The sequence below is a fragment of the Pyrobaculum islandicum DSM 4184 genome, assembly GCF_000015205.1.
In the GTDB taxonomy this organism is placed as follows: domain Archaea; phylum Thermoproteota; class Thermoprotei; order Thermoproteales; family Thermoproteaceae; genus Pyrobaculum; species Pyrobaculum islandicum.
Genome location: NC_008701.1, coordinates 1,253,192 through 1,265,060, shown reverse-complemented (window position 1 = coordinate 1,265,060; position 11,869 = coordinate 1,253,192). Strand labels below are relative to the sequence as shown.

Here is an 11,869-nt window from a genome sequence, read left to right as displayed (position 1 = left end):
GGGGAGAAAGTCCCTAGGGACAGGCGATTGCCGTTGGCCCTATTTAGTAACCCAGTCTTTTCTAGGCGGTGAGAAGACGTCTATTACCACGGCGTCGGTTATTGCCACGGCCTCATGTTCTACGCCCGGCGGTACATATACCACATCTCCTGTAGATGCAGTAAATCTCATCCCACCTATGTCAAACTCTATAACACCCTCTAATACCACAGAGATCTGCTCGTTTGGGTGGCTGTGTCTCTGTGCGACGCAGCCGGCCTTTAATCGAAACTGCGCCACTGTGGCTCCCTCTCCAGATATATAGCGCCTCTCCATACATTCGTTTACTTTCTCCCAACGCCAGGTCATAGCCTCATAAGCTTTTCCCGCTCCTCTCTGGGAAGTGTAGAGATATCTACTGAGTCGAGTATCACCTCGGCGGCAGTCTGCGGGTCTCTATAATAAAACTTAACGCCAGCTATCACCACAGCCCTCAGCGCTCCCCCCTCTACCAATTTATCTAGCCTCCTCTCGACCTCCTCTAAAGAGATCCCAAGATACGACGCGGCTTGAGCTGCAGTAAAGGCGCCTAGTTTCCTCGCAAGTTCCAACGCCGACCTAAGAAACATGTCCTCTATTACACAGGGGTTGATATATATTTTGTGGTTTTACAACAATTTTTATACCTCCTGAAATTTGGCTTATGGACGTCGCCGCCTTACTTGAGGAAGTGCTCAAAATCTACAGCCCTCCCCACGGCGAGGGCGAGTTGGCCAGGTGGCTCCAGCGCTATCTGAGACAATACGTCCCAGACGTATGGATCGACGAGGCTGGTAACGTAATTGCTGTGAAAGGCCGCGGCGAGCCTGTCGTGTGGCTACACGCCCACATGGACACAGTGCCCGGCCCCCTGCCAGTGAGGAGGGAGGGGGACGTGCTGTGGGGCCGCGGGGCGGTAGACGACAAAGGCCCCTTGGCAGCTTACACAAAGGCCTTCCTCGAGGCAGAGCCCCGGGGGACTCTGGTGCTTGCCCTTGTCACTGCCGAAGAAGATGACAGCGCCGGCACGGAGGCCCTCCTGAAGGGGGGACCCCCCAGGCCCCGCTATATTTACGTGGGGGAGCCCACCTCTCTCCACGTGGCGTATGCCTACAGAGGCGGCGCCAAGGTGTACATAGAGCTGGAGTCTAGAGGCGGCCACGCCAGCTCCCCCATATACGGCAACATCGTGGAGGAGCTCTACGCCATATACCAAGAGATCAAGAGGGCCCTTGGACACGCCGAGAGATACGACGCCTTCACTGTCACGCCCACTGTGATTAACTGCGGCGACGCCCCAAACAAAATACCGACGAGATGCACTATGGTTCTAGACGTGAGGATACCCCCCGGTAGGACATGCCACGACCTCCTCTCGGCCCTCCCCCCGCAGGCAAGGGCGAGGAGCTGCGTAGAGCCGGCCGAGGTCTCGCCCATAAACCCAGCCGCCAGGGCGCTCATCAGAGGGCTGTTAAAACTCGGCCTAGAGCCCAAGCTCAGCAAGAAGTGGGGCACAGCCGACTTCAACCTCCTCGTCGACCTCACCAGAGACATCGCCGCCTTTGGCCCCGGCGACCCGCGGCTAGCTCACACGGAGGATGAACACATAGACGTCAAAGAGGTAGAGTTGGCGGCGGAGGTTCTGAAAAACGCTATCGCCGAACTAAAATAGCCGTCTGGGGACCTCCGTCTGTCAAGTCCAAGGCGGGATCAACGGCGGACAGACCCCCACAGGTTACAAATTGAACGCTTACAGAAGGCCGACCCGCCCCAACAGGCGTTGTGGTTAACAAAGGGGGTGAGCACCCCCCACATCTGGGATAGGCAAAACGGTAAATATACCCCGTGTTTTTCTAGTTGTGGAGGTTTTTAGGTCTAGGGCGGTGGACTACGATAGGTGGTACGCGGCGCATCCTGCGCTGTATAAGTCGGAGCTAGACGCCGTATCTAGGTTCGACTGCCGCGGGGGCGTGGAAGTGGGCGTCGGGACGGGGAGGTTCGCCGCGCCGCTTGGGTTAAGAGTGGGCGTAGACCCCGTGAGAGAGATGCTTAAGTTAGCTCCGCGGGAGTTGGAGCTGGTGGAGGCGGTGGGGGAGGCCCTCCCGCTGAGGGAAAAATCCCTCCCCTGCGCCCTCCTGGTCGTTACCCTCTGTTTCGTGGACAACCCGAGGGCGGTTTTGCGCGAAGCCGCGAGGGTGGCCGAGAGGGTTGTGGCGTGTATAGTGCCGAGAGAGTCGCCCTGGGGCAGACTGTACGTAGAGATGGGCGCGAGGGGCCACCCCTTCTACTCGAGGGCGAGGTTCTACACCGTCAGAGAGGTAGTAGAAATAGCCGAGGGGATGAGGCCTTTGCGTATAGTCGCCACTCTCTCTAGGCCGCCAGGCGAGAAGGAAGAGGTAGAGGAGGCTAGAGAGGTGTCTATAGAAAAGGCTGAGCGTATGGGCTTTGTCTGTATCGAGTTTAAAGTATGATTGTCGCCGTTGCGTCTAGAAATCCAAATAAGCTGAGGGCTGTTCAAGCGGCGTATAAGCTCTTTGGGATGAGGGCGCAAGTAGTCCCCGTCGAAAAGCCTGTGTCTCTCCCTCCGCAGCCCATTGGCGTTGAGACTGTGGTCGCGGGGGCCATAGAGAGGGCGAGGGCGGCGCTTTCCGTTGTGCAAAATGCAGAACATGGCGTTGGGATTGAGGCAGGCGTACTACAGGCGGGCGGGCGTTATTTAGACGTCACTGTGGCTGCAATAGCGGATAGAAACGGCGTTGTTACAATAGGCTTTGGCCCTGCCTTCCAAGTCCCCGACATATTTCTCAACGATGTGTTAAGGGGGGTTGAGTTGGGGGTTCTGGCAGAGAGGTACTTTGGAAGAGTTGCAATCGGCTATAAAGAGGGCATAATAGGCGTGCTTACCAAAGGGGTGGTGTCTCGCTTCGATTTAAACATGGCGGCGGTAGTTATGGCGCTTGTGCCTAGGCTCTCTACAAACGCCCCGCTCTACCGCTTCTGAAACACCGCGCCGTAGAAGGGCAGAGCTCTAATGAGGCGCTTCTCTAGGTGGAACCTAGATGACAACATATCTTCAACCTCTCTCCAAGTGAAGACGTGTTGTGCCCCCACCGCCGTGAGGATGGCGAGGTAGCCCGGCATAGACTCTGCTACGGGCTGGGCGACATATAGCCTTCCTCCTGGCTTTAAGACTCGGCTAATACACTCAAGCTCGCGGAGTGGGTCGGGCATCCACTGGAGCTTTTCTATGAGTAACACGGCGTCGTAATGACCTGAAATTTCGCATGCTGTCGAAACTGTCACAAAAGTCGCTGAGGGCGCCACAGCTTTTGCCATTTCAACAAAGACGGCGCTGGGGTCGTAGCCGAGGTAAGAGGCTGGCTTATAGTCCTCGTGGTAGAAGGCGGCTATGTGGCCCTCTCTGGAGTAGGGCTCTAGTACGGCTTGGCCGTCTGTAACCCCCGCTGCCTTTAGGAAGGTTTTTACCATAATTCTATGCCAGCCTTGTACTTGTATATCGCTGTAGAAGAGGTCTAAGGCGTTTCTATCGACTTCGTCTTGTGCTATTTTGATAGCTCCTATTTCGTCAAAACGCATATGCATCTCCACCCACTCTCTCGCATATAGCCCCTTTGGCATCTCGGGTTTCTTAACCTCTTTCTTGAACTCGCCTCTCTCGTCTATTATCCCCCTTTTGAGAAGCGATATGTAGAGAGCTTTAACAAAGGGCTTTTTTAGATCTTTCTCTTTTATCTCATTCCACCATTTTGTCCCCCTATCTCTTTCTTGGCCCCTCCCTGGGGGACTTGGGGGCCCGCCCCGGGTACACCGGGGCGAGAGGGCGGCTCACCCGGGGGACGTGACGCCAAGTCGTTAACTTTCCCCATCTTCGCGCCCCCGTCGGCCGCCCCGGGGGCCAGGCGTCGTTTGTGAAGCAAGAAAACTTACGAGGTTAAAAATGTGACGGTCGCCGGTGCGGAGGAAAAAGTGGGTTGTTTTGTCTTCTCTATCAGCTCTTGATACTTCTTCTCTGCCCATATCATGGGGACGTTGTCTCTATGTGCCCCGAAGCCGCAGGCGGGGCAATGCATTACGCGTCTCCCCTCTTCCGCCATCTTAGCGCCGCATCTAGGACAGATCGTACTGTATAGCCGCTCCTCCACATACGGAAGGCCGTACCATTGTGCGAGCGCTTGCAAGCGTCTCCTTAACTGCCCAAGCCCGTCTAGGAAGTGTTTCCTCACGCCGTTTCCGTTGCACTCCTTCAGCTCCCGGTAGGTGTCGTCCTCTATTGTATCCACTACGATCGCGGCTTGGTGCTCCCTCGCAAGCTTTATGATCTCGCGGGCGGCGTTTATAACGACGTCGCGGATTATGCCGTAGCGTTTCGTCTCAAGTTTCCACAACTGTCTCTGAAGGTCTAGCGCTCTACGCGGGTCTCTGTCCTCGTCTACACGTGCGAGGGCTTTCTCCAATTGGCTTATGTGAGCATGTATCCTCTCAAGCTTCCGTATCCGCTCTTTCTTGGGGAACTTCAATAGCTCCACGACACGACCGTCGGCCACGAGGCCAACCTTTATGTAGTGGTCCAACCGGTTGACATCTACGACGACAATAGCCCTGGGCTCCACCGGCTTGACCTCCCTAGCGAACACCAGGGCGATGTATAGGCCGCCGTAAGTAGGATCCTTGCCCCTCCTCACGTCAACGCCCAAATATGCCAACTTGAGTCTGGCGTCTTCCTGTAGTCTCTCCCTTATCCAAGCGATGTCGCTCTTCTTCAATTTTACGACAAAAGGCGGTATGCCCAACTTCCGCACTCTGACGACACCGCTCTTTAGGTCGACAAAGACCGCCTTACTCGTATCTCTTTCGTTTTCGGTTCTTAACTGGGTGTTCAACGGAACTGCCCGTTGAAACACTGTATCACGCCAGAGGAACTTGGCGTAATCCACAAAAGCCTTCCCAAGCCCGTACTTGGGAAACACTTCCTCGATTATCCGGCGCGCCAGCTCCCGCCTGTCTGGCGTGAGGAGACGGTCTAGCTCCTCCGGCGCGAGCTTTGGTTCATCTTGTCCCGTAATCTCCTTCAACAGCCTTCTGGCGTACTCCTCCGCCGCTAGGTGCATCCTCGTGACGAGGTCTAGGACGTCTGGACGCTCCTCGATGAGGCGCCAGGGGATTTCTATCTTTAGCGTTCTGTATGCGTACATGTGTGTATATGTGGTGGGGCTGAAATCTCTGTTAGTTATAGAAGATGCATGGGGGCAGGCCAAAAGTTTCACAAGACAAACCGCGTCTACAGCGGCCCCGACGTTGTGGAACAACCCCGTCCCTCTTGAAAAATGTGCCTCTCAACTAGCTTTTCTCCTCCGCGTCACATGTGTCCATGGACCAAATGCTCCAGTCGAGCGCCTTCTTAAGTTCTAAAATGCTGCCGGACGCCACTATATATTCCCGGAAGTATCTCCATACAGAGGGAAAGTCTATGTACATACCAAGGCTCCTATCTCTCTGAGCTTTAATAATATGGGGTACAACTCTTTAGGCGCCCTCCCAGACTCCAGCGCTTGTAGAACCATCTGTTGAACCGTGGGGCTTAAAGTAGCTACCCTATCCCAATCTCTAATTTCGCAATCTCCCAACTTGACGACACTATCTCTTTCACACTTATTAACATCCGCAGGCTGGCCGCAGTGGGGGCTACAGATGTAACACCCGGCGCCATCTCCAAGATGAAGGGTCTTCCGCATCTCGGACACAAACCCCTGAGGACAGTTATAATCTGCGTATATACTATAACGCCCTTATATTTTAGACTTACGGGTGGGCTCCCTACGTATACAAGAGGATAATTTGGTAGCGGGGCCCGGATTTGAACCGGGGACCTCGGGGTTATGAGCCCCGCGGCCTACCAGGCTGGCCTACCCCGCTTCTGGCGCCCACTGCGCTGTATGGTAATTTCATAACAGCTTTATAAGTTTTTCTCTATGTCCCCTTCGCGTCTCCCGCCTCTCCTCAGAGCCTGCGAAACACTGATCCCTCCCCCGGGACTGCGACATACGCGGCAGTGTTGACCATAGTCGCGCCTATGCCGAGAGCCAGCCAGAGGGGCTCTGCGTCTACTTCAGGGCTGATATAACTACGGCCATCGCCGCCATGCTTCTATACGCAAAAATAACGGGTGCTAAAAAATATAAGAACTAAGCCGCTGCACGTCCAAGAGCTCTACGGCCTTATCTGTGCTCCCACCATAGAGGATCTCGTCTCCTACCTAACCTAGTTTTTTGCATCTCCCTGTCATGTCTCCCGCCAACCTCTTTGCCACTTTCTACTTCCTCGATTCGCCTGCCTCACGTCGTCGCTGTAAGACAGGTGTGTGAAAGGAGTTGAAAGGTTGTATCTGACTTTTTTGCGTCTGTGGAAGGTGGGGCGTGAACCTACTGTCGTTTGTAGTTGGGCTCATCGCCGTGGCGACCAGCGATGTCTTGTTTTTGAGCGACTTCTCTTCTCCAATTGTATACGTCGTGGCGATCGATGCAATTGCACTCACTCTTGCCCTAATCGCTATTATAAATCGCGGAAAGGACTACGAATCTGACGCACTTGAATCGGTTGCGTTTAGTATGTTCATCACTACACCCGCCGTACTCGCCATCTTGTTCATGAACCTCGGATCCGTCACGCCGTTGGAAACCGCCGCATACATCACAAACGTTGCCAGGCGGCTACTAATTGCGGCTTTCGACTTACGATAGCCTTTCCCGCCCGTCCTACCTGCTCGCAACGATACGAGAGATCTCAACATCTAGCTCTTCTCCCCTACGCCCTGTATGCATATGAACCAAGTCTACAGGACACTGAAGATCAGAATCCCTTGAAAGCTCATCGAGGAACGGCCGAATGTCCTCGACCTCGTGACGCATATGTATTTAGCCGTCGGAGAATATGTAAAGAGACTGCTTAAGGAGTTAAGAGGAAGAGCCCAGACTCACGGCGGAGGAGCTAGACCGTCTCCTCACTCCCGACAGACGGGAGTTGACGCGCCGGATTATTGAGGTGGTGTTTCTCCAATATGGGCTTAAGAAGTATTTCGTAGACCGAGCCAGGGTGTTCTGGCGCGACGTGGTGTTCTACCGGGCGGTTCTGTTGTCCAGTTTGCAAGGCTTAGCAACCGCTAACTCGGCGTGGCAGATTTATACGAGATTTTTTCTATCGTCTCTTTTAATGCGACATACATCAGTATAGTCCCCACTAGCGACAGTATGCCTCCTACTCCAACGAAAGCCAGGGCTAGGTCCACTATGTAGAGGATGCCGGCTGCAATATATAGCGTGTTGTTATATCTGCCATATAGCTTAAAGGCGCCTACTATAAAGGCAAGTATTTCGCCTATGAGAATGACTATACCACCTATAAAAACTGCGCCCAGTATAACGAAGACGCCAGATAAGGCGCTGAACGGCATGGCGGCCGCGGCTCCTGCGCCTATCACCAACAGACCTGTTATCAATCCGAGAATTACAACTATTAAACCTACAAGCATAAGCGTAGTCCCCGTGTGGCATATGTCAAAACCCCTATCTATCTGAGACATTAGACGCATGCCCGGCCTAATTTTGCCAAAAATGGCGTATAGAGACACGGCGGCGCTTACTAATAACAGTATGAAAAATACAGCTAAAGCGCCCGCCGCAGAAGCTACATAGTGGAATGGATGTTCGAAAACTGCGCCAACTACAGCAAATATAGAAGCCAGGCCGACGAAAATACCTATAATAGCCAGAAGCGTTGCGACTAAAATGTACAAAAACCCTGTCTTAAGCATATTAAGGGCATCTAATTCCACGCCCCTCGTCTCCATAGATATTAGTCTTTTATAACTTAAATATGTAGATGTGGAGGGACGTCAAAATATCCTCTGGCAAAATCGTGGAAAAAATTCTATAATCTAAGCGTTGGGAGGAATAGGCTGAATAGTCCGTTAATTATCCATATCAATATGGCGAGGGCAAACGCCCCGAGCCATCCAACTCCCTGTAGCTTCCGAAGTGCATAAAGCCAGACGAAGAAAGCTATTATGCCGCTTATAAAGGGGATTCTAAATACGGCGTGGAAAAACCAATAGATCAACGCGCCTACTAATGCAGTAAGCGCCGCCCCAGCCAAATCCTCTCTCTTCTGCCTACCTGGGAAAATCTTAAGCGCAAGCCACACGGCGATAGTAGAGACCAACCACCCAACTATGAGTCCAATTACCTCTCCTGCCAGAGACATAGCAAGATGTAAATTAACGGTTTATATGTATTTAAGAGTGTGACTATGAAGCTCTATGGATATGGTTGAGGCCCCCGGCTGTCCAGAGGGCTCTCTCAAAGTCGTAGCATATATCCAGGAGAGACAGCCGGCCGAACTCGCGGTAAGGACGCCAGACGAAGACTGTATAAAAGTGCTGAGACTTGTCCTCCCCCTTTTCAACTACGTAATTGTAGACGTGTATAAGGAGGGCGACCTACATGTGGTTAAGGCTAGACGGGCGAAGACTTGAGACGGCACTCCTCGCAGAGGTATATATACTCGTAGGGGAGCCCCCTCTCTTTTAATCTTTCGGCCAGCTTCCGCGCCATAGTCTCCGTGTATGGCAGAGGTTTTCCGCAGGAAGAGCATCTGGCGGGGCTGTCGCGGAAGACGACCCTAGACTCGTAGGGCTTGTCTTCCCGGGTCTTCCCAATCTTTATCACTTTCTCTGGGCATTTCTCTACACAAACACCGCAGGCGATACATAACGCCGGCGTGAGACGGAGCTCAAAGCCCTTTATGGAGAGGGCGTCTGTAGGACAGACGTTGACACAGGCCCCGCAGAGGGTGCACCCCCCTGCCACCTCCACTCTGCCGACAGACATTCCCAGGGCCACGGCGAGCATCCTCGTCTGCCACCTGTCTCCAGGCTGTAGAGGAGCCTTCTCGGCCCTCACCACGAAGTCTCTGCCCTCGCGGACAAGCCCCGCGCCCCACTTCTCCACGGCTGGCCACAGGGGACACCTCTCGCCGCGGGAGCAGTGGGCTCTGGCTTCGCCATATTTCGCCGCCGCAATATAGAGATATTGCTTAGGTATGGCTGCGATACACTTGACCCTCACCCCCTCCTCGTCGCCATCTTGGAAGGCATAGTCACAGATAAATTTCAACGGCCCTGGAGCCGTCTTTATAAGCTCGGCGAGAAAGCCGTCAGGTAGAGACGGCATCTTCACAGCCTCGACGGGACACACGGCGTTGCATAGGCCGCAGTCTATACACCGGTCGTACCTCACTCTAATAGATTTCCTCTCAACATATTCAAAAGCCGTAGCTGGACAAGATCTGACACACATGCCGCACCAGATACACTTGGCTTGGTCTACCACCACTGTGTCCCTCAGCCTTATGAAGCCCCCTGTTATTAGCTCTCTCCTCGTCGCCGTCTTAACTTCAGCAGGTGGGAGAGAGGCCCAGTCTGTGTCTAAGTGTTTCTCGGCTACGCTTCTAAACCACTTCCCATGGGGCCCACGATATGCGAAATATAGCGGCGTCTGAGAGAGACGTTTAGAAAGGTCTTCTCTACCATCAACAATGATGATAGCGGGCTTATCGCTCATGCCCCCACCTTCTTGCGTAGCCTACGCCCAACACGGCCATAGAATGGCCAGTGTATAAATCCTTTAAAGCGCCAACGTCGGCTGAAACATCCCCCTACCTCTCTTGGCCCCTCCCTGGGGGACTCGGGGGCCTGTCTCGGGTACACCGGGGCGAGGGGGCGGGTCATACGGGGGTCGGCCACAAGCCGTTTGTGTTTCACCTTATGCGCGCCCCCGTCTGCCGCCCCGGGGCCGGCGTCGTTCATGAGTAAGAAGTAGTTAGGGGGTTAAAAGTTTGATGGCCGTCGGAGTGGAAAAACGGGTTGTTTTACCCTCCTCACTGCGTCAGCCACCAACACGGCGATGCCTGCGACGGCGGTTGCCATTATGACATACATCGCCGCTGGCGGCAGTGAAAAGTCTCTAACGCCGAGGACAGGTTGTTCAAGATGGCAACCGCCTTGGCGGCGACTATGGCCAACATCGCCGCGGCGTGGCCAGCGGCGCCGGCTCTTTCTATGTGGCTTCATCTCCCCGCGTAAAGGATCGTCATCGCGATTGCGGCGTTGGCCACCACGGCGAATCTCGCGCTCAAACAACGGATTTATCGACGAAGCCCCTAGACAGCCGCCGTAGTCAACGCATCGGCGGGCGCCGCGTATATCGCAGTCCCGGGGGAGGGGTCAGTGTTTCGCCAGCTCTGAGAAGAGGCGGGGCACGGCGCCGTGGGTTTGTCTTGTGAAACTTTTGGCCTGCCCCATGCGCCTCCCATAACCAACAGAGATTTCACCCTCCGCCACATATACGCCCATGTATGCATACAGAACGCTGAGGGTGGAGATACCGTGGCGCCTCATCGAGGAGCGTCCAGACGTCCTAGACCTAGTGACGCGTATGCACCTAGCGGTGGAGGAGTACGTCAGAAGGCTGTTGAAAGAGTTGACGGGGCAAGAGGAGCCGAAGCTAACTACGGAGGAGTTGGACAGACTCCTCACGCCAGACAGGCGGGAGCTGGCTGTCAAGATAATAGATGAGGTGTTTCCCAAGTACGGGTTGGGGAGGTACTTGGTACATAAAGCCAAGATGTTCTGGCGCGACGTGGTGTTCCACAAGGCAATTCCGCTGAATGCGCAACTTAGGGTTGAAAACGAGAAAGATATGAGTAGAGCGGTCTTCGTTGACCTAAAGAGCGGTGTCCTCAGAGTGCGGAGGTTGGGCATACCGCCTTTCGCCATCGAGCTGAAGAAAAGCGACGTCGCTTGGATTAAAAAGCGGTTGGAAGAAGGCGCCAGACTCAAGTTGGGATATTTGGGCATTGAGAAGAGAGACGATAAGGAGGAGCAGACATACTGTGGTTTATATGTCGCTCTCGTATTCGCTAGAGAGGTGACGCAGATAGAGCCCAGGGCGCTTGTCGTCGTCGATGTCAACCGCCTTGACCACTACATAAAGGTTGGTCTCGTGGCCGACGGCAGAGTCGTAAAGCTACTGAAGTTTCCTAGGAAAGAGCGGATACGGAAGCTTGAGAAGATCCACGCCCACATAAGTCAATTAAGCAGAGCTCTCGCGCGTGTGGACGAGGACAGGGATCCACGCAGAGCGTTGGATCTCCAGAGACAGCTGTGGAAGCTTGAGACAAAGCGCTACGGCGTAATCCTCGACGTTGTTATAAACGCCGCCCGCGAGATCATAAAGTTGGCAAGAGAGCACCAAGCCGCCATAGTCGTCGACACAATGGAAGACGAGAGCTACCGGGAGTTGAAGGAGAGGGGCGGAAACGGCGTGAGGAAACACCTCCTAGACGGTTTGGGACAACTAAGGAAGCGCCTACAGGCGCTCGCACAATGGTATGGATTGCCGTATCTAGAGGAGAGACTCTACAGCACAGTGTGTCCCCGTTGCGGCGCTAAGATGGCGGAGGAGAGGGGCCGCGTAATGCATTGCCCCACCTGCGGCTTCTCAGACAACAGAGACAACGCCCCCATGACATGGCGGAGAAGAGGTACTGGGGGCTAGAAACAACCCCCCGGCGACCACCACCTAACCCCCCAACTACACCTCCCACATGAACGACGCCTGGCCCCGGGGCGCCAAACTGTTACAACAAGCGACTCGCGGCCGACCCCCGGGTGAGCCGCCCCTCGCCCCGGCACGGCCCCTGAGCCCCCCGGAGGAGGGGCCGAAAAAAAGATAAGGAAGTCGTCTCCCGCGCCAAAGGTCCCCATGCCAATAGGCAA

General features: G+C 54.5%; 16 protein-coding genes, 1 tRNA gene and 1 pseudogene. 7 read left to right on the top strand and 11 right to left on the bottom strand.

Features of this window, described 5'->3' with window-relative positions; all coding sequences use genetic code 11:
* Positions 1–39: 39 nt before the first annotated feature.
* Both PISL_RS07165 and PISL_RS07160 read right to left on the bottom strand, forming a co-directional pair.
* Positions 40–348 (bottom strand): cupin domain-containing protein, encoded by a 309-nt coding sequence (locus PISL_RS07165; protein ID WP_011763131.1) that lies wholly within the window; start codon positions 346–348, stop codon positions 40–42.
* Entirely contained in the window at positions 345–608 is a 264-nt protein-coding gene (locus PISL_RS07160; protein WP_011763130.1) for a Fis family transcriptional regulator, read from the bottom strand. Before PISL_RS07160 ends, PISL_RS07165 begins: the two co-directional genes overlap by 4 nt.
* A gap of 74 nt (positions 609–682) precedes the next feature.
* Here PISL_RS07160 and PISL_RS07155 point away from each other — a divergent pair, with 74 nt between their 5' ends.
* The 3 genes from PISL_RS07155 to yjjX all read left to right on the top strand — a co-directional run bounded on the left by PISL_RS07155 (position 683) and on the right by yjjX (position 3,019).
* Positions 683–1,690: a M20/M25/M40 family metallo-hydrolase gene (locus tag PISL_RS07155; RefSeq protein ID WP_011763129.1), complete on the top strand. Its 1,008-nt coding sequence runs from the start codon at positions 683–685 to the stop codon at positions 1,688–1,690.
* Positions 1,691–1,877: 187 nt separating this feature from the next.
* Entirely contained in the window at positions 1,878–2,489 is a 612-nt protein-coding gene (locus PISL_RS07150; protein ID WP_011763128.1) for a methyltransferase domain-containing protein, read from the top strand.
* Positions 2,486–3,019, top strand: coding sequence for an inosine/xanthosine triphosphatase (yjjX, locus tag PISL_RS07145; protein WP_011763127.1), 534 nt, complete (start codon positions 2,486–2,488; stop codon positions 3,017–3,019). Before PISL_RS07150 ends, yjjX begins: the two co-directional genes overlap by 4 nt.
* On the opposite strand, the gene PISL_RS07140 is transcribed toward yjjX, so the two are convergent.
* The 5 genes from PISL_RS07140 to PISL_RS07120 all read right to left on the bottom strand — a co-directional run bounded on the left by PISL_RS07140 (position 3,007) and on the right by PISL_RS07120 (position 5,952).
* Positions 3,007–3,657: a class I SAM-dependent methyltransferase gene (locus PISL_RS07140; RefSeq protein WP_011763126.1), complete on the bottom strand. Its 651-nt coding sequence runs from the start codon at positions 3,655–3,657 to the stop codon at positions 3,007–3,009. The genes yjjX and PISL_RS07140 overlap by 13 nt on opposite strands.
* 305 nt (positions 3,658–3,962) lie before the next feature.
* A complete protein-coding gene (locus PISL_RS07130; protein WP_053240409.1) occupies positions 3,963–5,231 on the bottom strand; it encodes a zinc ribbon domain-containing protein in 1,269 nt (422 codons plus the stop codon).
* 145 nt (positions 5,232–5,376) lie between these two features.
* On the bottom strand, positions 5,377–5,514 hold the full coding sequence (locus PISL_RS10935) for a hypothetical protein (RefSeq protein ID WP_245218345.1): 138 nt from the start codon (positions 5,512–5,514) through the stop codon (positions 5,377–5,379).
* Positions 5,505–5,771, bottom strand: a complete 267-nt coding sequence (locus PISL_RS07125; protein WP_011763124.1) for a hypothetical protein — start codon at positions 5,769–5,771, stop codon at positions 5,505–5,507. Before PISL_RS07125 ends, PISL_RS10935 begins: the two co-directional genes overlap by 10 nt.
* 104 nt (positions 5,772–5,875) lie before the next feature.
* Positions 5,876–5,952 (bottom strand) — tRNA-Met (locus PISL_RS07120).
* A gap of 500 nt (positions 5,953–6,452) precedes the next feature.
* On the opposite strand from PISL_RS07120, the gene PISL_RS07115 reads away from it, so the two are divergent.
* Both PISL_RS07115 and PISL_RS11320 read left to right on the top strand, forming a co-directional pair.
* Complete coding sequence (locus PISL_RS07115; protein WP_053240407.1) at positions 6,453–6,776, top strand: hypothetical protein; 324 nt, start codon at positions 6,453–6,455, stop codon at positions 6,774–6,776.
* 129 nt (positions 6,777–6,905) lie between these two features.
* Positions 6,906–7,176, top strand: a pseudogene (locus PISL_RS11320) (zinc ribbon domain-containing protein); the annotation flags it as partial.
* Positions 7,177–7,195: 19 nt separating this feature from the next.
* On the opposite strand, the gene PISL_RS07110 reads toward PISL_RS11320, so the two are convergent.
* Both PISL_RS07110 and PISL_RS07105 read right to left on the bottom strand, forming a co-directional pair.
* Positions 7,196–7,882 (bottom strand): DUF973 family protein, encoded by a 687-nt coding sequence (locus PISL_RS07110; protein ID WP_053240406.1) that lies wholly within the window; start codon positions 7,880–7,882, stop codon positions 7,196–7,198.
* Between the two features lie 80 nt (positions 7,883–7,962).
* Positions 7,963–8,295, bottom strand: coding sequence for a hypothetical protein (locus PISL_RS07105; RefSeq protein WP_011763122.1), 333 nt, complete (start codon positions 8,293–8,295; stop codon positions 7,963–7,965).
* Positions 8,296–8,350: 55 nt separating this feature from the next.
* On the opposite strand from PISL_RS07105, the gene PISL_RS07100 reads away from it, so the two are divergent.
* Positions 8,351–8,566, top strand: a complete 216-nt coding sequence (locus PISL_RS07100) for a hypothetical protein (protein ID WP_011763121.1) — start codon at positions 8,351–8,353, stop codon at positions 8,564–8,566.
* On the opposite strand, the gene PISL_RS07095 is transcribed toward PISL_RS07100, so the two are convergent.
* Both PISL_RS07095 and PISL_RS10930 read right to left on the bottom strand, forming a co-directional pair.
* Positions 8,547–9,653 carry a 4Fe-4S binding protein gene (locus PISL_RS07095; protein ID WP_011763120.1) on the bottom strand — a complete coding sequence of 369 codons (1,107 nt, stop codon included), beginning with the start codon at positions 9,651–9,653 and terminating at the stop codon, positions 8,547–8,549. The genes PISL_RS07100 and PISL_RS07095 overlap by 20 nt on opposite strands.
* 266 nt (positions 9,654–9,919) lie before the next feature.
* Positions 9,920–10,162 carry a hypothetical protein gene (locus PISL_RS10930; RefSeq protein ID WP_167827649.1) on the bottom strand — a complete coding sequence of 81 codons (243 nt, stop codon included), beginning with the start codon at positions 10,160–10,162 and terminating at the stop codon, positions 9,920–9,922.
* 280 nt (positions 10,163–10,442) lie between these two features.
* Here PISL_RS10930 and PISL_RS07085 point away from each other — a divergent pair, with 280 nt between their 5' ends.
* Positions 10,443–11,648 (top strand): zinc ribbon domain-containing protein, encoded by a 1,206-nt coding sequence (locus tag PISL_RS07085; protein ID WP_011763117.1) that lies wholly within the window; start codon positions 10,443–10,445, stop codon positions 11,646–11,648.
* Positions 11,649–11,869: the final 221 nt, after the last annotated feature.

Coding starts and splice junctions, on each gene's coding strand:
- PISL_RS07165 (WP_011763131.1), bottom strand. CDS start 348: ATGACCTGGCGTTGGGAGAAAGTAAACGAATGTATGGAGAGGCGCTAT.
- PISL_RS07160 (WP_011763130.1), bottom strand. CDS start 608: ATGTTTCTTAGGTCGGCGTTGGAACTTGCGAGGAAACTAGGCGCCTTT.
- PISL_RS07155 (WP_011763129.1), top strand. CDS start 683: ATGGACGTCGCCGCCTTACTTGAGGAAGTGCTCAAAATCTACAGCCCT.
- yjjX (WP_011763127.1), top strand. CDS start 2,486: ATGATTGTCGCCGTTGCGTCTAGAAATCCAAATAAGCTGAGGGCTGTT.
- PISL_RS07140 (WP_011763126.1), bottom strand. CDS start 3,657: ATGCCAAAGGGGCTATATGCGAGAGAGTGGGTGGAGATGCATATGCGT.
- PISL_RS07130 (WP_053240409.1), bottom strand. CDS start 5,231: ATGTACGCATACAGAACGCTAAAGATAGAAATCCCCTGGCGCCTCATC.
- PISL_RS10935 (WP_245218345.1), bottom strand. CDS start 5,514: ATGTACATAGACTTTCCCTCTGTATGGAGATACTTCCGGGAATATATA.
- PISL_RS07125 (WP_011763124.1), bottom strand. CDS start 5,771: ATGCGGAAGACCCTTCATCTTGGAGATGGCGCCGGGTGTTACATCTGT.
- PISL_RS07110 (WP_053240406.1), bottom strand. CDS start 7,882: ATGGAGACGAGGGGCGTGGAATTAGATGCCCTTAATATGCTTAAGACA.
- PISL_RS07105 (WP_011763122.1), bottom strand. CDS start 8,295: ATGTCTCTGGCAGGAGAGGTAATTGGACTCATAGTTGGGTGGTTGGTC.
- PISL_RS07100 (WP_011763121.1), top strand. CDS start 8,351: ATGGATATGGTTGAGGCCCCCGGCTGTCCAGAGGGCTCTCTCAAAGTC.
- PISL_RS07095 (WP_011763120.1), bottom strand. CDS start 9,653: ATGAGCGATAAGCCCGCTATCATCATTGTTGATGGTAGAGAAGACCTT.
- PISL_RS10930 (WP_167827649.1), bottom strand. CDS start 10,162: ATGAAGCCACATAGAAAGAGCCGGCGCCGCTGGCCACGCCGCGGCGAT.
- PISL_RS07085 (WP_011763117.1), top strand. CDS start 10,443: ATGTATGCATACAGAACGCTGAGGGTGGAGATACCGTGGCGCCTCATC.